The following is a 23,933-nucleotide window of genomic DNA, read 5'->3' as shown; positions in this document are numbered from 1 at the left end:
TGTGTTTATTGAATGCTACATGTAATCTCCCCTAATTCATAGCGACCAGTACCCATTAACTGCATCTTCAAGGGCCACGCACCACTGGCTGTTGCCTCCAGTTCAATGGTTTGCACCTTTATTTTTTGCGATGGTTTAACCACTTTAGTCACTCGTTTGTTGTTCACAGGCCCCATACCAATCTTCATTTCAGGCCCTTGGTATTTAAAGGTTAAAACGATACGCTGTCCTTCCTTCAACTCAATAGTTGAGTTGTAAATCAAAGCCAAATCCCAAGGCTTCTCACCCAACTTTTTCACATCAACCACTAACTTATCTCCATTTAAGTGAAAATGGGCATCAGCCCCTTTGCGCGCCACTGTTTTCCAGTTATTGGTTAGCTCCGCTCCGAATGACAAATCATTGGCTTCGGCATCTGGTTTACTCTCTGACCTCAGGCTGTTAATCTCTTTGTTTTGCTTGCTTACAAATGCTTCAAACTGCTGCATCAGATCGGCTCTGATTTTCTTATAATCGGAATGCTTATAATAATTCTCGGTCTCCAGGGGATCTTTTTCGTAGTCATACAGCTCTCCTGCTTCAATCAACTTCTTATTAAAAGGCTGGTCGGTGTGCCAGTTGTTTTTCATCCACAAGGTTAAACGATAACGCTCTGTGCGTATCGAGTAACCCTGCGTTTGTCCGCGCCCAAACTGCGAAATAGCATAGTCATTCACCTGTTTATCTGCTTTTGTAAAAACCGGTAGCAGACTATTACCCTGCAATTGAGACGGCACATTCAACCCTGTGGCCTCGCAAAGCGTTGGAAACACGTCCAAAGACTCTACCGGATAATGATTTGCTCCGGAAGCACCCCTTGGCTTTTTAATGATTAATGGTACACGTGTAGCCTGTTCAAAATTGGTATGCTTGCACCACAACGAATGGTCTCCCAAATGCCAGCCATGATCGCCCCACAATACAATGATCGTATTCTTATCCAAGCCTTTGGACTTTAGGTTGGCCATTAATTTACCTACTTGTGCATCAATAAAAGACACACTGGCATAGTAGGCATGTATCAACTCCTTTTGTTTCTCATCTGGCAGATTATCCGTAAAAATATCTGAGAAAGAGGTCAATGGCGGTATATCTGTGTATGAATACAACTCACCTGATTTATGATAGGCTATATCCACACCATTCTTCACCGCATAGCGATAGGCAGCTACCTTGATATCTTCTCGTTTATACAAATCCCAGTATTTTTTAGGCGCGGCAAATGGCAAGTGAGGGCGCTTAAAACCAACCGCCAAAAAAAATGGCTCACCTTCATTAGCCAGTTGATTCATGTATCTGATGGCATTGTTGGCAATCTGCCCATCCATGTAGGCTTCATCAGGCACATCGGCACATTCAGTTGATGGTTTAAAGCGTTCAGATACATATTTATGAACATTCTTAATGCCTTTCTCGGCTGCTTCCTTCTGGAATTCCTCTACTTTGGCCTGGTTTTCTTTCAGGGCATAATATGACAGGCCCGGCTCGCCATAAGCCTCAGGATAAGTATATTTTGAGCTTTCGCGGTAAGGTATGCTCCACGATGGTCCGTCATACTCCTTATCAACGCAACGCGGATCATAAATCTTACCCACTGCCACTGTGGCATAGCCATTCTCTTTGAAATACTGAGGCATAGCCAGTATATCGGGATTCACATCACGCATGCGTGTTTTTAGATCTCTTACACCGGTATAATCGGGGCGCATACCTGTAAAAATACTGGCTCGTGAAGGTCCGCAAACGGCCTGCTGGCAATGGGCATTGGTAAACACTACTCCTTCTTTGGCCAATGCATCGATATTAGGCGTTTGAACCTCATCATGTCCGTAAGTACCTATTAGTGGTTTCAAATCATCCACTGCAATAAACAACACATTGGTTTTCTTTTGTGCATTAAGCGTGCCAAAAGCTATCAAAGCCAGCGCAATCACTGCATATCTTAATCGAGTTCTCATCATTTCTTGCTTTTAAATTCACCAAAACTTCCCGGGATTGATTCGATGTGCTTCTTCAATTCCTTTCTCATCGTTTTTACGACCTCCTGATAATCGGGATGGTTGTATAGATTCACCTGTTCATTAGGATCATTCTTCAGGTCATATAACTGATCTGCATCAGCATAGTGCGGATAACGTTGCGTTGCCGGAAACTCAGCATCGCCGCCTCCCGGCACAATCTGTACATGACCGAATGGTTTGGCAGGATCAGTATTATTCGGTCCCTTGCCCCTGACTTTAAGCTTCCGATTGTATTCGTTCAGGATAGTTTCCCTTTCTTCAGCAGTCAGTTGATTCACCCATGCAGGATAGCGCAGTGCCAGATATTTGAAGTTGCCTTTACGAACACCTCTTGAATAGCCAATTTCGAAATACATGGATCCTCTGTCCTCCAATTCTTCGCCGTTAAGCACCGGCGCAAAACTACGACCATCAAAATCTGCTTGGTTGTAATCTATTCCCGCCAGTTCTAATATCGTGGGCGTAAAATCCACATTTGATACCAGCGAGTTGTTAACGGCACCGGCTTTGAAACCTTTACTGCACCATATAATACTTGGATCGGCCGTGGCACCCTGGTAAACAGTTCCTTTAGCATACTGTCCGTGATCATTAAAGAAAAAGATGATGGTATTGTCATACACGCCCTTCTCTTTCAGACTCTGAATCAAAGCACCCAAAGCATCATCCATCCACAGTAGGTTGGCTTTACGATCATTCACCGGCTTACCGGCTTGTTGCAAACGCTCAGGTATGGTTGACTGATGTGGCATTACCTGAGGCGCCTTATCCAACTTACCAATTGGCGTAATCGTCCGGTCGGCGTTCCATGCACGTTCTGCTTCCAGAGGACCATGTGGCAGAGTAGTTGCAAAATACAGGAAGAAAGGCTTCTCGCTGGCCTGATCAATAAATCTTAATGCCGCTTCGGTGGACCAATCCAGGTTATGTACAGCCAGTGCGCGTGGTCCGTTAAAATCAGGGTTCTCGTAGAACAAACCATCGGCAAAATCATACCCGCAGGCATAATAAGCCTTCTGCGTAGCTTTGTAGTTAGCCAATTGCTGCTTCATCACTTTGGCATCACTTGCATCAGCGGTTAGTGGCACATCTTTCCAGTCGTGCACTTCATACACATGGTTCTTACCAACGGCTCCGGTGGTGTACCCACCCAACTGTAATAAGCTGGCCAGATTGGCTTCACCCGGCATGATGTGCGTATTCCACTCCACCACACGCTGACCGCCATTTTTCTTAACCTGATTCAGTACCTTGGGGTTATTGGCACGGCTGGCATACTTGCCACTTAACACATTGAAGCGGCTGGGTGTACACACTGTTGCACTTACATGCTGTCCCATCATTAGAGTTCCTTCACTGGCCAGTTTATCCAGATTAGGTGTCAGATTCTTTCCCCTGCCCTCGGGAAAACAGTTAAACATATCACGTGTCATATCATCGGCAATAAAGAAGATGATATTGGGCTGTTGCTGCTGAGCTTTAACACCTTTCAAACATCCACCCAACAGGATGATAGAGAGTAGTATAATATATGTGAATTGTCGCATCATATTAGTCTTCTGATTGATAAATAGCATCGAGCCCCAACACTAAGAAGCTGGCTGCTGCATTCCAGTTAATCGCCACCTCATTGGTTGAAAAACTGCATTCCTCGTCCAGGTAGCTCAAAGCTGGCAAAGCAGAAGGATAAGCGTCCTTACCACAATCGTGCTGTGCTTGTTTAGACGGTCCGCCTGCCAATAAACCCGGAATGGGTGCATCGATGCCATCAGCTGAACAGCGTCGGTCATGCACTCTCATAGGCGATTGCTTGCCATAACCTGTTATAAAAGAACGGTTCAGCGGGTTGGCTCCCAAAAGATAGCCAACAGCAGCATCTGCTACCTGACGGTATTCTGTTTTATTGCTTATCAAATAAGCATGCATCAGTAACATCCCTTCATTGGCCAGCTCACTGTTACTCCCCCAGGGAAATTTAACAATGGATACACGATAAGCCGAAGCTTTGTAGTTTGCTAAATACTTATTTGCCAGCTTAACTATGGCTTTACCTCCTTCTTTAGCTAATTCTTTACCTTCACTACAGCTAAGTAAGCTATACAAACCTAAAGTATTAACACGTCCCCATTGAGGCACGGTAAATTTCTGTTGCCCGATATCAATGTGCTTCTTATAGGTAGTCATACCTGTTGTTAGATACAATTCTGTTGCCGCCCAAAACCACTCATCATCAATGGATTTATCCCTATACTCACCTGTTGAAATATCTTTTGGCTGCACATAGTATACTTGCGGATTCGTCCGGCACCATTCCCAGGCCTTCTGTGCCGCATGGCGACAGGTTTCGGCTAATCCGGGATACGATTGCTCATTGTTCATAAGCACACGACTGGCTTTGGCCATGGTGGCAGCAAAGTCCAGTGTGGCCGCTGTGGTTTTCATCACTACGTAGCGTTGCAACGGATCTTTATGCGGCATCACCATCCCGCAAAAGCGTTTGGTGGTTAGCTTGTGATAAACACCTCCGTCATGCGGATCCTGCATGGTCAACATCCACTTAAGGTTAATAACAGCTTCGTTCAGTACATCAGATGCGCCATTACCACTCTCAGGAATATTCAGTTGGATGGTTTGCGTGTATTCAGGAAATAATTCACATAAATGCAACAGCGAGAAAGTACTGATACCCGAATTCACAATGTATTTACCGTAGTCACCGGCATCGTACCAGCCACCCGGCGATACAATCGTACTTCCCTCGGGGCGATGCGCATCTGCAGCCGACTTGTGAATAATCACTTTATCATCGGGGTGCCCGGCAGGACGCGCGTAAACTCCGGCATACTGTTCTTCTATTGCAACTGAAGCACGCGCCATGTAAAAGGACTTAACCAGGGCACTACCCAGTTTGGTATACTTGTCGTTCTGAATCAGTATAGGTGTAGATTGCTTCAGCCCATCTACCAACAACTCGTAGTGTCCTTCCTCAGTCCATTCTGACAGATCGGCGCAACAAACGCTGGTTCCGGAGTAGGGCCATACCCTGGTTGTAGTTAACCTACCGCTAATAACTTCCTGGCCATCTTCATCTTGCAGCACAAATGACTTGCCAGCATAATCTTTCCCCAAAAAGACATACTTTTCTGAGGATGGCACAAATCCATATTGATTATAGTTTTGCCCTGTCATGAAGTGGACACCAACTATTAAAAGAAGCCCTGTTATAATATTTCGAAAGCTCTTCATACTCATCTATTTTACGAAAAAGGGTATTGTTAGCAAGTTATTATCAGCGGATGAACCACCAACCATTACTGTAAACTCACCCTTATCGATGACGGGTTTAAAATCTTTGTCCAGATACTGTAACATATCCGGTGTAATTGTAAATGTTACCTGTGCTGTTTCTCCAGCTTCCAGGCGGATTCGGCGAAATGCCTTTAATTCTTTTACTGGTCGTGTAACCGGACAATATTTATCATTAAGGTACACCTGCACCACTTCTTCACCAGCCACATCAGAGGTGTTAGTCACTTCCACCTTCAGCATTAATGATTCACCGGCTGAGATCGTCTCCTTAGATAATCGCAGGTTTTGATACACAAAGTCGGAATAGCTTAAACCATGGCCAAAGGGAAATAAAGGACCTGATTGAGCATCCACATATTTGTGAAAATAATGGGAAGGTTTATGATTGTAGATGGCCAGCTGATGCCCAACACTACGCGGAATACTAATGGGCAGCTTGGCCGATGGATTCACTTCGCCATACAGTATCTGAGCCAGTGCTTCCCCCCCGAAACTACCGGGCTCCCATGCTTCAACCAATGCGGGCACATGTTCAGCGATCCATTCGGTAGCGAGTGGACGCCCATTTACCAAAACAACAATTGTAGGTGTGCCTGATGCATATACTGCTTCGACCAGCTGCTGCTGCAGTCCACCCAATTGAATATCTGAACGGGCTGAATTCTCCCCACAGGTTTTATTGTTCCAATCCCAGCGGAATGAGTTTTCACCAACCACCACAATGGCTAAATCAGCTTTCTGCGCTCTCAATCGGGCTTCCTTCACGTGCTTTTCAGTCACGTCATTGGGGTTATTTCCCACGATTAGATAATCAAAGCTGGCGCTTTCATCAGTTTGTTGCAGGCCTTCCAGGATGGTTGTCGTATTTTCTTCAGGCTGTTGATAAGCCCAGTCGCCCAAAACGGTTTCGTTATGTGCATTAGGCCCTGTAACAAATACCTTCTTATATTGTCCTTTCTGCAGTGGTAATAAATGGCCTTCATTTTTCAGGAGAACGATTGATTTTTGCGCGGCTTCCAGGGCTGTTTGCTGATGTGCTTCGTTAAATAAAACTGCATCAGTTTGTGTTTCACTGGCATATGGGTTTTCAAATAAACCTAAACGGAATTTTGCTTCCAGCAGTCGTCGAAGGCTTTCATTGATACGCTCTTCTGTCAGGCGATTTTGCTGTACTAACTCCACGATAGGTTCCAGAAAATCGGGGCCATGCATGTGCATATCCATACCGGCTTTCACCGTTTGATAGCAAGCCTCTGTTTGGTTCTCAGCAACGAAATGTCGGGTTGCCAGACGCTCAATATCCATCCAGTCACTCACAATAAAACCTTCAAAGCCCAACTCATTGCGCAATACATCGGTCATCATCCACTCATCGGCGTGGCAGGCAATACCGTTTAACTCGTTATGCGCCGTCATGACTGAAAAAACGCCGACATCAACCGCTGCTTTATAAGGCGGTAAAAACACCTCTCGGATAGTTCGTTCTGATAAATCGGTAGGTGCACCATTAAGGCCATTCACCGATTCGCTTCCGGCAATCAGGTGTTTGGCACAGGCTATCACATTGAAGCTATCCGGATGTGTTGTATTTTGCAAACCTTCAATCATGGCAACACCCATTTCGGCTACCAGGAAAGGATCTTCCCCAAATGTTTCGCCAACGCGTCCCCAGCGGGCTTCACGCGCCACATCCACATTGGGTGTAAATGTCCAGGTGGCACCTGTGGCACGCATCTCTTTTGCTGTTTCAACCGACATTTTCTTAACCAATGCCTTGTCCCAGGTACTGGCCAGTCCAATAGGTGTTGGGTATACAGTTGCACCATTTACCAAAGCTGTTCCGTGGATGGCATCAATCCCAATCAACAAAGGAATTTTTAGCCTACTCTTTTGAGCCAGCGATTGTAGATAATTGGCCTCTTTAACATCAACCACATGTAAAAATGAACCTATCATGCCTTGCTCCACCAAACGCTCCACATCACTTGAATGTAAATTTGGATAAAAGCCCTGTGCGTCGCTTTTCTCCATATCTTCCTTGCTCAGGTCTTTTTCGGCCTGTCGCATATGATCCAGACCAACATACTGGCACATTTGCGCTACCTTTTCTTCCAGCGTCATGCGCTTAAGCAAATCTTCAACACGCTCAGGTACGGGTGCGGTAGCATCTAAATAAAGTGGCTCCGTTTTCGTTTGGTTGTGACACCCCGCTATGGATATCATTAATATTAAGACTAATATATGGTACGATTTAAACATGATCTTTCCTTTTGACAGTTGTGACTGGGCCAGGTTGTGAGATCTCAACCGAAGTGACTAGTTAAGAAACAGTCACTTCGATTCATCTCGATATTTTTAATTATAAGGCTTTAACGCTTATGTTAGTAGCCCTGATTTTGGTCTGCCGCACTGATATTTGGGTTGGCAGTGATTTCCGATTGTGGTATAGGCATCAGCATATTCCGTGCATCATCTGGCAGTTCAACATCACGTTGCTTCGTAAAATCGTAGCCCGGATGATTATTGTGAACATCAATCACATTGGTTTTGAAATACTCGTAACCACGACGACGATCATTGAACCACTCATGTCCTTCACCCAGCAACTCATAACGGTACTCCATCATGATAGCTGCCCTGAATTCCTCCTGTGTCATACCAGTCCAGTCTGCAGGCTCCACTGCAGCTACATCAGCCGAGGCACGGGCTCGTGCCAATACCTCATTAACATATGCGTACGCATTATCCGGACCATTCAATTCGTTTTCAATCTCTGCCAACATTAACAATAAATCGGCATACCTGAACGGTACAAAGTTCATGTTAGTGTTGTAATTCATCTTAGTATGATCATTGATGAAGTACTTATTCAACCATGGGTAGCTCTTATCCTTATTATTACGCTTGGTAAAAAACGGATATGATTTAATGTTTTGTGTATTACCGTTGGCCAAATACTTTACCCATTCAGATTTAAACGTAGCTGCAATGCGAGGATCATCAGCGTACTTATCTGCATGCAAATCGTAACATTCAATATTTGGTTTGATACGTCCCCAAACTGAGCGACCGGCATTACCATTTGATGCTGTAAATAACTGGTGCAAGCGTAAGGTATTTTCTTCATTACCCATAATCTCAAATACTGACTCCGAGGTAATATTGCTGGTGGTTTCATTCCAAAGCGTGCGATAATCTGCCACTAATGAATACTTACCATATACCTTAATGGCCTCATCATAGGCTTTTTGCCAGTAATCCGTTTCGCCAGCTGTTTTATTGCCAGCCAAAGTCATGTACACTTTTGCCAACAGCATATTGGCAGCAGGAGCCGCAGGACGCCCATCGTATTGAGAATCTGTATCCTTAAGCAGAGAAGCTGCCATTCCAAAGTCTGTGATCACCTGCCCATAAACAGCATCACTACTGGCCCTTGGCTGGTTTATGGTTTCAAAAGTTACCGTCTTCGTAATCAATGGCACACCACCATAAATACGCACCAGGTTAAAGTATGTCAAACCTCTCAGGAAATAAGCCTGACCTAAAATATTATTCTGCTCATCCACATCGGCCAGCTCAACAAGCGACAGATTATCAATGATGTCGTTGGCTCGGGCAATTACTCTATAGGATGACTTCCAAACATTCTCAACAAAATTGAGTGATGGTGTCTGTTGAAAAATCAGAATATCATTTAAGCTGGCATCACGGTTGGATGTAAATAAGCCCGATGAAAAATAAGTCAGATGCATAAAATCAGCACCGTAGTAATTGAAGTCTGCAATTGCAGAGTAGCAACCATTAAGCACGGTATTAGCTCCTTCCACACTACTAAACAGATTGTCAGCCGCTGGAAATTTAGGTTCTTCTTCCATGGTGCAGGCGCTCCATGTCATTAAGAAGGATAATAGTGTATATATGATATAATTACGTTTCATTTTTCTAAGTTTTCCTGGTTAGAAAGTAATGTTCATTCCAATTAGATATGTCTGTACATCAGGTGTTCCAATCCAGTCAACACCCATGATACTTCCATCGTTCAGGAAGCTGGTAATTTGTGGATTATATCCACTGTAATTGGTAATAGTAAACAGGTTACGGCAAGAGCCATAAATATGCAGATTGCTTACAACGCTTGTCCAATCAACCGGAATATCGTACCCCAAAGTCAGGTTATTCAGACGGAAGTAACTGCCATCCTCCACAATTCTGTCTGACAAGTACTCATTGTAGGCATACCCCAGTCGTGGATAAGTATTGGATGGCGCATCAACACGCCAAGCCTGTTCATAGGTTTCCTTAAGTACATTCTTGCTATTCCCTTCGGCATAAGCCAATTCCATATTATAACCGTTAATAATGTCATTGCCATACACGCCATCAAATAAGGCACTCAATGTTAATCGCTTATACCTCACATTCAAGCTAAAGCCATATGTAAAATCTGGATTTGGATTACCAATCAGTGTCTTATCCATATCATCGATGTTACCATCTCCGTTCTGGTCTACAAAAATCACGTCACCAGCCTGATTAGGATTACCGTTAAAGGTTGCGCCCTCAGCTGCAGCTGTCTCATCCTGGTAGATACCATTGGTTTGCCATCCCCAGAACATACCGATAGGCTGCCCTTCCATAAAAATGTTGGCTGGCTGTTTAAAGTAAGTACCTGTTGACACACTGCTGCCAAAGTAAAATACCTCTGATGATTCCTGACCGTTGATCCAAACATTGGTTGGTGCCAATCCCAGATTCTTTACCTTATTGCGGTTCAATGAAAAGTTGGCTCCCAAATCAATGCTCAGGTCTTTCTTATTCAATACTAATCCATCAACGGTGAATTCAATACCCTTATTTTCAATCTCTCCTCGGTTGATAAACATATTTGCAAAACCATTGGATGGACCCAATTCTATTTCCTGCAATAAATCTTCAGTGTTTTTATAGTACACATCAACAGTTGCATTTAAGCGTCCTTTAAAAAAGCCTAAATCAATACCGGCATTGTACTGCTCCGTTGTTTCCCAAGTCAGATTTGGATTTGGAATACGCGCCGGCACATTACCCACAACAGTTGAGTTCGTCGCATTCACATAATAGGCCGTATTGTAAGTACCAAGCGTTTGGTATGGTGAGATAGCCTGATTACCTGTTAATCCCCATCCCACTCTAAGTTTCAGGTTGTGAAAAATGTCCAAATCTTTGATAAATGGTTCTTCCATCACGCGCCATGCAAAAGCAGCTGCAGGATAGTAACCCCACTGGTTACCCGGACGGAATTTTGAAGATTGGTCAGCTCTGAAACTGGCTGTTAACACATAACGGTCTTTGTAAGAATAGTTCACACGACCAAGAGCTGAGAAGATAGCTTCTTCAGCCATAAGAATACTAAATGGACGATAAATTGTTTGTCCGGCTTGTGGATAATCAGCTCTCAGGCTCTTATCCGGGAAGTTGGCCACTTCATAAACTTTATTTTGAGTATCTACACCATCGTAGGTTACACCAGCAACCGCATTAATATTATGCACTTTGTTAAAACGGCGGTTATACATCAGCAGGTTATCAATAACATAGGCGTAACGATCCAGATATGAGTAGTTGGCCAAACCATTCTCTTTCTGCCCAACAAAAACGCCTGTATCATAAAACTTACTACGATCTTTCTTACGGTAATCCAGACCTGTATTGATCTTATACTTCAAGCCCTTCATAATTTCGTAGGTGAATGCTACCGTAGAGTTGATACGCAATTCTTTTGTTTTATCATCAAAATCGGTCAGCCATGAGTATGGATTAGAAATATCTAAATCCAAATCATCTTCATTAACTTCACCAATTAGTGGACGATAACCCAAAACCTGCTTTGTAAAGCTTCGGTTACCTCCCGATTTACTACCTGCCTGCGCGAATGTACCATCCTGATACATCATACTCACACGGGTATCCATCTTTAAACGATCGCTAATGTCGCGCGTGAGGTTTAAACGCAAATCACTGCGTTTGATGCGAGTTGTTTCAACAATACCTTTCTGATCAGAAAAGCCTGCCGAGAAATAGTAGTTACCTTTCTCTGAGCCACCCCTGATAGCCATGCCTTCGTTGTGGCTTAAACTCATCTCATACACTTCATCCTGCCAGTTAACCTGGTCATACATACCTCCTATTACAGGCTGTTCATTTTCATCGTATGTGAGTGCATATACCTGATTGCCTTCAACATGGTAGCGAGGCTTATTACCTGATAGTTCTTCAAATTCATTCTGATAGTTGGCAAAACCAACGCCGTCCAATACATCAATGTCCTTATAGATAACATTCCATTCTGCCGTTCCGTAGGCCGATACTGTTGCTTTACCTTTCTTACCAGCTCCACTTTTGGTCGTAATCATTACCACACCATTGGCACCACGCGAACCATAAATAGCCGTTGCAGAAGCATCTTTAAGCACCTCTACTTTCTCAATATCACGCGGATTAAGCCCTGTTAAACCATTTTGCTGCGCCTGTATCTCGTTGGCATCAGTTGATGGATCGCTTACCTCTGTTCCGGCAGTACTAATAATAACACCATCCACTACATACAGAGGTTCATTATTTCCTCTTAAACTGTTTGTTCCCCTGATGCGTACACTTACAGCTCCACCTGGACTTCCGGCGTTACCTACGACCTGAAGACCCGAGGCACGTCCCTGTAACAACATGTCTACTGAAGGATACTGCCTTGCCACTTCATCACGCGCCTGAACTGATGCTATTGAACCAGTTACATCACTCTTTCGCATCTCACCATAACCAACCACTACAACTTCATCCAGGTCAGTTACGTCTTCCTGCATCACTACATTAATAATAGTCTTACCGCTTGCTTCAATTTCTTGCGTTTTAAACCCGATAAAGGAATAAACAAGAATACTTCCATCATTTTGAATAGCTAACGAATAATTACCGTTGATATCGGTAATTGAACCGGTGGTTGTCCCCTTAATAGAGATAGAAACACCGGGTAAAGCTTCACCATTGGTATCGGTGACTTTACCTGTTATCTGTTGCCCATTTTGACCAAAACTGATAACAGATATGAATAAGACCATTAAGCCTAACATCAATTTTTTCATCTGCTTAGATTTTTTTCAAAGGTCAGCTGAAACCATCCGATAATCAACAATAGGTAATAATGGCTATGCACTATTAAAGATTACCGGCTTGTTTCAAAACCTGGATTTTTGATACAATAATTACTTTACAATATTACTGACCGATGATGCGATACAAGATATAGAAATCGTTCCCAAAGGGTAGGAATATGGTTCGGTTTTTTTCACCCTTGCAACTCCCCCTGAAAATAAGTCGTTCGTATTCAGCAGATATCAGCATCCTTTATCAACTCTACGTACCTATTGAAGTATCTAAAGCAATCATCATCTTCATCGTCTCAGGCCTCTAAGCGCATACACCTGGCAGTTAATACAGCCCCTTACGAACGATTCTCACTACCTATATGAATCATTTGTACTCCCTGCTAGTTCTTTCTTTATTCGCAACAGTTTTCAAAGTATATTGGCAACTTTTATTGCTTATATTTGGTATATAAATAAGGAAAACAAGCTTGTCAACATATATATCTATGCTATTATCAAAGCGCATATTACTCATCAGCACACTTCTGCTTTATGCTTTAACGGTTCAGGTATGGGCACAATTTAATTACAGTTTTCAGCAGTTATCCGTTGATGAGGGACTGAAGAACAGCCGGGTTGTTTCGGTGGTTCAGGATAAAGAAGGTTTTATGTGGCTGGCTACTCATAACGGCCTTGATAAATTTAATGGTGCCGATATCAAACATTACTCGCTTTCCTCGCCGGATGGACTATTCACCAACGATGACATCATCAACTGCCTGGTGCTATCAGACAAGTATGATATTTTGTGCGGCACCAAAAACGGCAACCTGTATGCCTACGATCGTAAAAAAGACAGCTATTATAAAGTATTGCCATTTGAGCATAGCGATGCCTTATTCAATATTTATGCTATCCTATCGGAGGATGAGGAAAGTATATGGATTGGCACCACTGGTGGTTTGTATCACTTTAACACCAGCACCACAAAAATATCGGCCGTCGAACAAATTACACAAGGCGTAAACGAAATAACCCCTTGCAATAAGGAACATTTATGGATTGCCACAACCAAGGGTTTATACCTGCTGGATAAGACATCCAAAACGGTTGTGGATATTAAAACGGATTCTGCGTTGGCAGATAAACTCAGTGACATTGATATTATGTCCCTGCACCAAGAAAAGGATACGCTATTAATTGGTACACGGAACTCGCAGATATTTAAATGTCAGGTGAAAGGTCATGAACTAAGTTTAATGGCCAGTCAGGCATTTGGCAACACTGAAAAAAATTACCCGGTAACAGACATTATTCCTACTCCCGATCAACAACACTATGCTGTAGCACTGGATGGAGTTGGTCTGTATATTATGAATAAGTCATTAGCCATTGAAGAAACATACATATCTGACGACAATAACCTCAACTCCCTTTCATCCAACGGGGTTTATGAGCTCTATTACAGTCACGATAATATTCTTTGGGTAGCTACCTACGGTGGCGGTATTAATATTGCCGATCCCAATAAAAAACAGTTTCATGTAGCTCAACATATCCCCCACATCTACAGCAGCTTACGCAACAATGTAGTTAATGCTATTGTAGAACACCAGGACCAGCTATGGTTTGGCACCAAGACAGGCATTAGTATCTATCGCCCACAGCAATCGAAATGGAAACACATACCTGCACTAAAAAAGACGGTTGAAAAACCTTTTCATGTGATGTCGATGTGTAAAGGTATGGACGAGTCCATCTGGGTGGCATCCTATGGGCGCGGACTCATAAAGATTAATCCGGAAACAGGTAAGAAACAGACCATCCATAAAACATCGCCCGGCTCCTATCAAACGCAAACGAACCACCTGTACCAGGTGATGTGCGATAGCGAGGGGCGTATATGGACAGGCGGTATCTGGGGTGGAGTTAGCATCATTGATGAGCAACAACAGAGCTCTTACATGGTTAACATCAGTAATGTGCGATCCTTGTGCGAATACAACAATAAAGTACTAATAGGCACCCTGTTTGGCTTGTTCATTGTCGATAAGGAAACGCTGGAAGTAAGCCGGCCTACCAACAGCCTGCTGCTCAAAAGCCGTATTATTTGCATGAATGTACACCCGACCACCGGTAACCTGTTTTTAGGCACCGATGTATATGGCTTGCTGGAATGGGATATGGCTGCCAACACCCTAGAACAGTATGAAAACACGAACTTGCCATCAAGCTACATACGCAGTGTGTTGTGGGATAAGCAAGCGCGCATGTGGGTCAGTTCAACAGGTGGACTCTCTGTTTTCAATGATTCAACGCGGGTATTTGACAATTATAACATCAGTGATGGGCTTGCCAATACTGAGTTCTCGGAGAATGCGGCCTGCCTCCACTCATCAGGTCAAATGATATTTGGTGGCCCTAAAGGCATATCGTGGTTTTACCCGGAACAGATTACCAAATCGGCACAGGTAACCACACCCCTCATTACTAATGTCAGCCTGTTTGGCCGACAGCTGCAAATACAAGCTGATGGTCCGTTAACCCAGAATATAAATTCTCAAAAGACATTGGAATTAGAACACGACCAAAACTCATTGAGCTTTGAATTTGGTGCCATCTGCTACACCAACCCGCAGAAGGTTAGCTATAAATGGACGCTTGAAGGCTTTGAAGAGCAATGGAACGGTCCAACATCCGTTCGGGAGGCCATCTACTCGAAGCTGCCACATGGCAATTACACACTTAAATTGATGGTCACCAACGACGATGGAGTTTGGCAACCAGAGGTGAAGACCATGCAGATTAGTATAGCACCTCCCTTCTGGAAAACACCTCTGGCCTATGTGCTTTATGGGCTGATACTGATTGGGCTGATACTGCTAAATATGCACTATTACCACATCATTATACAGGAGCGCCATGCTTCTGAGAAACAGCAGTTTTTTATTTCCATTGCCCACGACTTGCGCACCCCACTTTCGCTTATAAAGCTGCCGGTAGAAAAGATGGTGGACGAAGGTGGCAAAAGCGAATCAGAGCAGCGCAACCTCAACCTGGTGAAGCGTAACGTAGATCGACTGACCAACCTGGTTAACCAGCTGCTGGACTTTCAGAAAGCGGACCTGCAGAAGATGCAGCTACAGGTGGAGGAAACAGACCTCAATGAGTTTATTACAGAACGCCTGGAATCCTTTGCTCCCCTGGCCACTGAGAAACAGATTGAAGTAAGTGCCTCACTGGATGAACCTACTACTTCGCTATGGCTCGACCGCAGTAAGATGGAGAAAGTGATGTTCAACCTCCTGTCGAATGCCTTCAAGTATACCCCAGCAGGTGGTCGTATTGAGGTCGTCACCGAATTGAGTGGCAAATACGCCATTATCCATGTAAAAGACACGGGTGAAGGTATCCCCTCTAATCAGCAAAAGAATATCTTCCAGCGCTACTATCGCGCTACCAATGCCATCAACTCCAAAGAGGTGGGCAGTGGTGTGGGATTAATGCTTACCAAGCAACTGGTTGAACTGCATAAAGGGAAAATCGGCTTTAAGAGTGAATTTGGTAAAGGTTCCACTTTTACGGTGAAACTGCCGCTGGGTGACAAACATTATAACCCTGAAGAGATACGCCATTTTGAAAGCGAAGAGAGCACATTAACCCCTATCTATACTGACGCGCTTGAAGTGACAGAAAGCAATAGCACGGGGCCCAAACTGCTGTTGGTAGAAGACAATCCTGAGTTGCTCGACAACCTGGCCATTGAACTAAGCAGTCATTACCAGGTGCTGAAAGCGGCCGATGGTGAAGAAGGCTATACGCTGGCAACGGAAGAAATGCCGGACATCATTGTATCGGATGTGATGATGCCTAAAATGAATGGCCACCAGCTTTGCGTGAAACTCAAAGGAGAGCTGTCCACCTGCCATATACCTATTGTGCTGCTGACTGCCCTTGACTCGCCTGATTATAAGCGCGAAGGACTGGAACATGGCGCCGATGCTTACCTGGAGAAACCCTTTGACATTAAGCTGCTGAAAGTACAGATAGCTAACCTGCTTAAGAACCGTCAGCTATTAAAACAAAAGTTCCTGGAGCCTTCCACAAAAGTTGAGGAAGTATCCACCAATAGCACCGACCAGGTGTTCCTGGAGCAGATTAAAACCTTTGTGATTAATAACATCGACAGCGAAAAGCTGACGGTGGAGAATACGGCGCGAGAACTGGGCATGAGCCGCCCTGTGCTCTATCGCAAAATAAAGTCGATGACCGACGTGTCGCCACAGCAGTTTTTGATGACCATTAAGCTGCAGGAAGCGGCCCGCATCATGAAGGATGAAGGGAAAAACATCAGTGAAACGGCTTATATGATTGGCTTTACCGACCCTAAGTATTTTAGCCAGACCTTTAAAAAGTACTTTGGTGTAACGCCCAGCCAGTATTTGAAAGGGTAGTACAAGGGTTTAGGGTTTAGGGTTTTTGGGTTAAAGACAATAGTTAGCTGCAGTGGTTAAACGAAGTTTTTTTTGACGTCGGTACGAAAGCTGCTTAACTTTACAGCCGATATCTGCAACAATGATATCCTTCTTGAATATATGGCGGACATTGCAACAGGAGAATAGTGAGTATAAGCAATAAGTTGCACAATAATTATTCATTAAACCTGTGAAATGATGAAAACAATGACCGCTAAGAACAAGCTGCAGCTGCTCAGTACTGAAGAGCAGGAAGCCATTACCGCTGAAATTAAGACCTTAATACAGGACATGCGCCAAGGCATGGAACAGCTGGATGCAGAAGCTTCATTTAAGAACTTCATTACCTCCCCTGAGTTTAACTATATCAGCATCCATGGTAAGGTATTGGACCATGCAGGCCTTTTAAAAGAAGCCAACGAAGTATTTGTACCAGCGCAAAAAGCACAATACAATTTCAGGATTGAGCATATTAAAGTACTCTCACGAGAAGCCGTATTAGCGACCTACATTTCCAGTGGTACCTTCTTCTTTCCTGATTCAAGCCTGCATTTCCCCGATTGTGCTACCTCACTGGTTTGGGTGAAAAGAGAGGACGCCTGGAAAGTGTTGCAGATGCAGGAATCCGTTCAGGAATCGGAATTTGTACAGACGATGCTGGAGAGTTAGAAATAAACAAGGAGGATGTCCGGAAATCAAAAAATCATAATAATAAACTTATAATTCATAAGAAAACACCTCTCCTCAATCCTCTCCTTCAAGGAGAGGAAGCCACTACTAAATAAAGATATCTTCATACATTAGAGATAGTTGCCTTTTTTAATAATGTCACCTTCTCCTTGAGGAGAAGGCTGGGATGAGGTGATGAAGTTATAGATTATTAGTATAAAAAATGTCTCTCTTCATTTTCGGACACCCCCTTCCTCAAAACAGCTTCCACCTCCGCTTGCGGTCTTGTTTCAGGTTACCATCAAAGTCTATTACATACTCATTTGAATCAAAATCTATTAACTTTATCTGGTTGTTTTCAATTGTTACTTCAGTTTGTACTCCGGGATTTAACCAACTCTCTCTTCCTCCAAACCGCCATTTAAGCCTACCTTCTGTATCAATCCTGATTATATCAAGCTCACCATGAATTAATAAATCTTTTTCAAGATTATATATTGCCAAACAACAAACCGTATCATATTCATAAACCCATTTGATTGAAAGCTCCGGAATCTTTAATGCATAAACCATAGTACCGGCAATAATATACAGTACCGAATCTTTAATTACATATGAAGAATACGATTCGATTGTTGCTCCTCGCTCACAAATTATTGCACTTCTAATCTGGCATGAGTCGTCAAATACTCTGACTGCAGTTCTTGTATAACTCATGTTTCCATGCAACCATCCTCCTCCATATGAATACTGTAAGTCGTATGAATTGATATTATCAGTAGAGTTTGGTGTATAAGTAGAATCATCGCTTATTTCGATACTATAGATGCCAGATACCGTTTTCATATTCTGCTATTTATAACGACAAGAATCCTCATTAATCATTTGTAATGGCCAACACTGCAAGCAACAAACACCATCAAAGCCAAGGCTACAGATATTCATATTTACCCCTCACCCATTACCAGCTTACAAATCTTTATAGGAACACATCTTATCGTGCCCTGATTCGCCTGAGAATAGTTCAATTTTATTATCGGCGGGCATAAATACCACATCAGGAAGGTTGACTGTTCCAAAGTCTAAATATTTTAGTGTTTCACTATCGGATGTATTCTTCAATTGATGCACCCCTTTTTCACCAGCCGGAAACCTGAGCACATCGCCCGGCTTCACTTGTAACACCTCGCTGCCTGTCAGCACCGCTCCTTGCCCCGCAATAATATAAAAGACCTCCTCGTTGCAGGTATGGTAATGAAGTGGCCAATTGGCTTTACCCGGCGGAATCTCATAAATATCGCAATACAGTTTATTAAGGTGTTTATCATCAATCAGTCTTTTCCTATTATGCGCTATCTCATCCCCTTTCGACCAGGTATTCGCTTCTGCCTCCTGCTCGTTGCTTTTTACTATGTCATATTTCATTGATGTCTGGTTTTTAAGTTGTCAATTCGGCTATTGTGGGCTGTTACTTTGCATTATAAGAAGGGCTATACTATAAAGCAATTATTGCAGCACCTGTTTTATTCAATTTTTCTTTCTATTTGAGCTTTATGCAGCTTCCTCAATCTTACTCCCAATTCCCTATTGTCCGCATATGCCGATATTGTGGTCCTCAAATCAATTTCATCTTTAGATTTCGTTTCAGCATCGAATGCAAGAATAAGGTTTGCTTCATTTAGTCCGCTAATTGAAATTCTTGAAAATTTGGACTCAAATTCTTGCACCGTTCTCAAATTACTCGCTTTATATGCTGGCCAATCTTTCTTTTTTCTTTTAGTTAACTCTGCATTTTTTTCTTGAAACTTGTTTAGGTTACGTTTTATAGATTCTCCAAGCACTTCATCATTGGTGTCAAACCTTAATACTTCAATGTCTTCTTGCTCATAGTGCACCCATGATTCATCTACAAAGAAAGGCGCGATAAGTATCTTTTCATATTCACTACTCAAGTAAACAGTTATCATTTGTGGAAACTGCTTCGTTTCTTTTGTTGACGTAAACCATTTCATTCTTTAATAATTAGAGTCTGACTACTTGGTCCTTTAGCAAAATAATCTGTTGAAATTGTCTCCTGTGTGGACGCGACAATGATATGTTAGCTTGTGTTATGTCTGTGGCAAACTAAGCATTATGAGCCATTAGAGGACATTTTCTTCCATTCCTTATCACATTCAAAGCAATAATAGTTTTTTCTAAAAATGGGCAAAGGGATAAAAAATAAAAGCATGGATATTAGCATTATATATCCTCCTTTTCTCTTAATCACAACATTGTCAGATTGACAATATGGACAAGTTAGTTCTATGTTATCTTTCAAAACAGTCTAATTGTATTACTATGACCATTAATTTCAGTTGATTCTGATTTCAATAAAATTGAGTTTGAATTGACAGTTATTTCATAATTGCCATCGTATATGTAATTTAATGTGTCAGAATCAAAGATTATTACTTTTCCATTTTCAAGCTTCCACTTTCCATTGACCCAATTGGTATTAAAACCAGGCATCCTAACGGTCCCGTTTGTTTCAAAATCAATGTATTCTGAATATCCATTGTTCAATACCAATTTAAAAGCCATCGTATTTGGCTGATAATACTTACCATTATATTTCACCATATTTAAATACCATGTTTCTCCTGTAAGCAACTCATATTTGGATGGCATCTGGCTAATAACTATAGAAATAGCTCCTATCGTTATTACAATACCAATAAGAATCAAGATTCTTAATTCAAATGCCAGCTTACCAATGATTGGGATTTTGGATGTTATTGAGAACCAAAATGAATTTTTAAAATTTTGTTGTTTACTCTTAGTTTTTATGTAGCCTAATTCCTTAAGAATGCTTTTTGCGGTAATAATATCTCTTTCTAATACTTGAAGCTTAATTCCTCCAATTGCATTTGAAATATAGTTGTCAACTTGAACCGTTAGTTCATCATTAAGAGTAACTTGTATTCCCTCTGACTCCAATTTTGTTTTAACCAGGTGTGCATCATGAGGAAGTTCAAAAGTTATTATTGTTCTAAGGTCATTCATATTATGTAATTTAATGGCCAGCTATACGAAGTCCTCAACTTCGTTTAATTTAACTGGTAGTTTAAAACTACCTTTTTGCTTCGACGTAATTACAAATTACGCCGAGCGAGGGCATTCTGAAAACCTAATTCTGTTAATTCACTTTCTTTTTAAGATTAAAAAATAGAATAATCGTAGCCCACGTTAAAAGCAATAGTTGAGAAACAGAAGCAATCTTTGTTGTTAAATCTGTTATGTGTCCAGTCAATATTGCTGTAACTTCAATTAGGTATAGAACAAGTAGCAACAAAGTAAAATACTTAGTCCATTGATAACCTTGTCTTACAAGAAACCCAACACCTCCAACTAGTAAAATATTAATAACAACTAAATAAATTGGATTTACTTCATTTTTAGAAATTAAGGGTACAACTAACTGTAAAAAAAAGATGAGTCCTGCTGAAATGAAAATTAGATTTGAGGATTTTCTAAAGTTTAAACTAACGGTATTGCTCATGATATAATATTTAGGTTATTATTGTTTGTATTTATTTTTTCTTTGTCAAATCAAAATTAACGGGAATCATCCATCCCCGATTTACCTTCTCGCCATGTCTATAAATTACTTCCCATTCAGGAATAGACTTAATTACTCGAACAGCTTCTTTGTCATATATTTCATTCACTCCTCTTAAGATATTCACACTGTCAATTTTCCCATTATCGTCTGACGAAACTATTTTAATAATGACGCGTCTTTTAATAGTGTCGGATTCAGGAAGATTTTCACTTCTAATATTATTATATATGTACTCTTTCAAAAGTTTTGGTTCTTCAGTGTATTTTGACTTTTTGGTTTTTGAATTATCCAATATCCGACTTCCAATTATAGCTCCTTCAACAATGGTTACTTCTAATTCCGATTCGTAAATACTTTGGAATCCGTCGTGTACATAATACAGTAAATTACCATGTGGTGCATACAACTTTCCATTTACCCAATCGGCTTTAACTTTTCCATTTTTAAATCTCTGAGGAAAAAGCTTTTTTAAATCTGCATATTTGCTACCAATACTATCTTTTTCAATTTTTCCTTTATATGATGCTGATACATCTCGCAGATTTGTTGGATAACATGCATTTTTTATTTCAGTCAGATATAATTCGTTATTTATTATTTCCCAAGTTGCGACATAATTCCTCCAGCAAGCAGTATAAAAACAACCTTTACTTCCAAATAAACCTTGGGGATTTATTAAGTCTTGATTTGGGAATGAATCCAATGGACAACTATACAAAGACAAAGTATCACCATTATAAATTATCAAATCAGGTATCTGAGCAGTACCAAATGAATTCGCTGAAATTAGCACAAATATTAATAGTTTAATGAGTCTCTTCATATGATATGTTTTGGCATGCGTTCTATAGAATCGATATACATCTCACAGTATCCAACACCGTATATCAAAAGCACCTATTTGTTTTTTATAAAACTAGTAAAAAAGCATAATAGCACTACATAATTGTGGTATTTAATAATTAAAAATCATTTTAATTAACAGTACATATTGTTTATTGTAAATTTTATTTTATCTTCATCGTCAGTTTTGGTGCTCCTACAACATCAGTAACTGCCATCGGACTTTAACTAATCGGTATTTTAAAGAATTAAATAGCTAAGCCACTAGCCGGCTTTGCGCCGTTCTTTGACATACTGACCCCTTCCACATTACACATCAAGGCAATACACCCTAATCAAGTGTATATATCCATTAATTTTGAGGGCTATTTTTGCTCCATGTATTATTACCAGCCAACTCAAGCTTATTGACCATCGTTCCAGGTTCGATAACACCAATCAACAGATTGCTGCCTCTGCACCAGCTTACGTTAAAGACCAACACCACCTAATTGACACTCAAGCAACTCTGATTAACATTCAACCAGTAGTGATTAAGGCTCCACCAGGTCATTTTAACACTCCACCATCCATTGTTGGCATTCAACCAATCATTGTTAAGGCTCCACCACTTTAAGTTAGCATTCAACCAACACTGAATAACATTCAGGCAGTTCTTGTTAGCTATCCACCATATTGCGGAACGTTAACTAAGGCTTGTTGAGACTTAACAATCACCGTTGAGTTATTAACTAAATGGCGTGGAAAACCAACTTAGCATAAACAGATGTATTATTTGACTATAACTACCAATTTAATCATTTAACTAAATTTAAAACTATGACGAAACTTATTAGAGTATTCAATTTACAGGATGCGGTGCTGCAGCAGCATGGCAAAAATGTTTCGGAAGTCATAACCGAAGACATTGAGCAATTCAAAGCATTTGACTCCACCTTCAGCGAGAGTTATCCCGAACTGCTTCAGACAGCGCTGGATTCGGTACTGGGCTCAAGCAGCGATATGGTGGTGATTGATGAGATGGCTGAAAAAACACAGGCCGTACACGACGCCATGGCTGCTTGTAACACGGCCTTCCGCACCATCCGATTCTTTGTTAAAAAGGCTTTCCCCGGTAATAAGGCTGTGCACAACCAGTTTGGTTTTAATGATATTAGTAAAGCACGTCAAAGCCAGGGTGCCATGCTCAGACTGATGAATGACTTTACCAGGGTGACGGCCAGCTATAAAACAGAGCTGATAACAGCCGGCTGCAGCGAGCCACTGATTGACAGCCTGCCGCAGTTATATGCCAACCTGCAAGAGGCTGAAACAGCCCAGGAACTGTTTAAAAAGGAACGCGGCCTGCTAACACAAGATCGTGTTGAAAAGCTGAACGAGCTTTACCGCTTGCTGACGCCTGTAAGCCAAATGGCACAAATTATTTTTGCCGATGACGAGGCCCGCCGTGCCCGTTATTCCCTGCCTAGCCCCAAGTCGTCGACCAACAGTGCCGATGACCTGATAGTATCGTAGCTTCATACGTTGTTTTGCTAATTATGAACCCGTCAGGTACCTTTAGCCTGGCGGGTTTTTTAGTGTTTACATACTGACTGAATGTGCTTCCCCTCTCCCTGCGGGTGTCTCCCCAAGGGGAGAATGTGTACCAGACTAATCCTTTCTTTCACTCAATGAGTGGGGCCCATGCAACGTTGCTGAGGTCGGGTGTCAGCAATCACCTCTTTCAATAAGGTTTTGGCATTCTTTTTCGAAAAAGTATGTGCCAGCCCGGCATTAGGGCCATTAAGTTAAGGGTTTTTCGTGCAGCTATACAACCTACAGATACTACCCCAAACCTCCCGAAAGGTCGGGA

The 23,933-nt window shown here is 41.9% G+C and carries 15 protein-coding genes; 3 read left to right on the top strand and 12 right to left on the bottom strand.

The features are described from left to right. Positions 1-5: 5 nt before the first annotated feature. From KEM09_RS20805 to KEM09_RS20780, 6 genes are all read right to left on the bottom strand, one after another. Complete coding sequence (locus tag KEM09_RS20805) at positions 6-2,000, bottom strand: sulfatase (protein ID WP_212231622.1); 1,995 nt, start codon at positions 1,998-2,000, stop codon at positions 6-8. Next, positions 1,997-3,610 carry a sulfatase family protein gene (locus KEM09_RS20800; protein ID WP_212231620.1) on the bottom strand — a complete coding sequence of 538 codons (1,614 nt, stop codon included), beginning with the start codon at positions 3,608-3,610 and terminating at the stop codon, positions 1,997-1,999. Before KEM09_RS20800 ends, KEM09_RS20805 begins: the two co-directional genes overlap by 4 nt. Before the next feature lies 1 nt (position 3,611). Continuing rightward, positions 3,612-5,306 carry a glycoside hydrolase family 9 protein gene (locus tag KEM09_RS20795; protein ID WP_212231618.1) on the bottom strand — a complete coding sequence of 565 codons (1,695 nt, stop codon included), beginning with the start codon at positions 5,304-5,306 and terminating at the stop codon, positions 3,612-3,614. Between the two features lie 6 nt (positions 5,307-5,312). After that, entirely contained in the window at positions 5,313-7,628 is a 2,316-nt protein-coding gene (locus KEM09_RS20790; RefSeq protein WP_212231616.1) for a glycoside hydrolase family 3 N-terminal domain-containing protein, read from the bottom strand. A gap of 122 nt (positions 7,629-7,750) precedes the next feature. Further along, on the bottom strand, positions 7,751-9,307 hold the full coding sequence (locus KEM09_RS20785) for a RagB/SusD family nutrient uptake outer membrane protein (protein ID WP_212231614.1): 1,557 nt from the start codon (positions 9,305-9,307) through the stop codon (positions 7,751-7,753). 18 nt (positions 9,308-9,325) lie between these two features. After that, positions 9,326-12,487, bottom strand: a complete 3,162-nt coding sequence (locus KEM09_RS20780) for a SusC/RagA family TonB-linked outer membrane protein (RefSeq protein ID WP_212231612.1) — start codon at positions 12,485-12,487, stop codon at positions 9,326-9,328. A 509-nt stretch (positions 12,488-12,996) separates the two neighbouring features. On the opposite strand from KEM09_RS20780, the gene KEM09_RS20775 reads away from it, so the two are divergent. Both KEM09_RS20775 and KEM09_RS20770 read left to right on the top strand, forming a co-directional pair. Beyond that, the gene (locus KEM09_RS20775) at positions 12,997-16,944 is read left to right on the top strand and encodes an ATP-binding protein (RefSeq protein ID WP_212231610.1); all 3,948 of its coding nucleotides are present in this window, start codon (positions 12,997-12,999) and stop codon (positions 16,942-16,944) included. 216 nt (positions 16,945-17,160) lie between these two features. Beyond that, positions 17,161-17,634, top strand: coding sequence for a nuclear transport factor 2 family protein (locus KEM09_RS20770; RefSeq protein ID WP_212231603.1), 474 nt, complete (start codon positions 17,161-17,163; stop codon positions 17,632-17,634). A gap of 255 nt (positions 17,635-17,889) precedes the next feature. Here the strand turns inward: KEM09_RS20770 and KEM09_RS20765 are convergent, their stop codons facing one another. The 6 genes from KEM09_RS20765 to KEM09_RS20740 all read right to left on the bottom strand — a co-directional run bounded on the left by KEM09_RS20765 (position 17,890) and on the right by KEM09_RS20740 (position 22,061). Further along, positions 17,890-18,480: a hypothetical protein gene (locus tag KEM09_RS20765; protein WP_212231601.1), complete on the bottom strand. Its 591-nt coding sequence runs from the start codon at positions 18,478-18,480 to the stop codon at positions 17,890-17,892. 123 nt (positions 18,481-18,603) lie between these two features. Then, on the bottom strand, positions 18,604-19,059 hold the full coding sequence (locus KEM09_RS20760) for a cupin domain-containing protein (RefSeq protein WP_212231599.1): 456 nt from the start codon (positions 19,057-19,059) through the stop codon (positions 18,604-18,606). A 98-nt stretch (positions 19,060-19,157) separates the two neighbouring features. Continuing rightward, positions 19,158-19,646: a hypothetical protein gene (locus KEM09_RS20755; protein ID WP_212231597.1), complete on the bottom strand. Its 489-nt coding sequence runs from the start codon at positions 19,644-19,646 to the stop codon at positions 19,158-19,160. Positions 19,647-19,950: 304 nt separating this feature from the next. After that, positions 19,951-20,679 carry a putative signal transducing protein gene (locus KEM09_RS20750; protein WP_212231594.1) on the bottom strand — a complete coding sequence of 243 codons (729 nt, stop codon included), beginning with the start codon at positions 20,677-20,679 and terminating at the stop codon, positions 19,951-19,953. A 133-nt stretch (positions 20,680-20,812) separates the two neighbouring features. Further along, positions 20,813-21,175 carry a hypothetical protein gene (locus KEM09_RS20745; RefSeq protein WP_212231592.1) on the bottom strand — a complete coding sequence of 121 codons (363 nt, stop codon included), beginning with the start codon at positions 21,173-21,175 and terminating at the stop codon, positions 20,813-20,815. Between the two features lie 31 nt (positions 21,176-21,206). After that, positions 21,207-22,061: an energy transducer TonB gene (locus tag KEM09_RS20740; RefSeq protein ID WP_212231590.1), complete on the bottom strand. Its 855-nt coding sequence runs from the start codon at positions 22,059-22,061 to the stop codon at positions 21,207-21,209. 839 nt (positions 22,062-22,900) lie between these two features. On the opposite strand from KEM09_RS20740, the gene KEM09_RS20735 reads away from it, so the two are divergent. Beyond that, a complete protein-coding gene (locus tag KEM09_RS20735; RefSeq protein WP_212231588.1) occupies positions 22,901-23,596 on the top strand; it encodes a hypothetical protein in 696 nt (231 codons plus the stop codon). Positions 23,597-23,933: the final 337 nt, after the last annotated feature.

Origin of the sequence: Carboxylicivirga mesophila, from assembly GCF_018271975.1 — a bacterium.
Taxonomy (GTDB): domain Bacteria; phylum Bacteroidota; class Bacteroidia; order Bacteroidales; family Marinilabiliaceae; genus Carboxylicivirga; species Carboxylicivirga mesophila.
The sequence above is the reverse complement of the archived record's forward strand: the minus strand, read 5'-3'. Positions and strand labels throughout refer to the sequence as shown.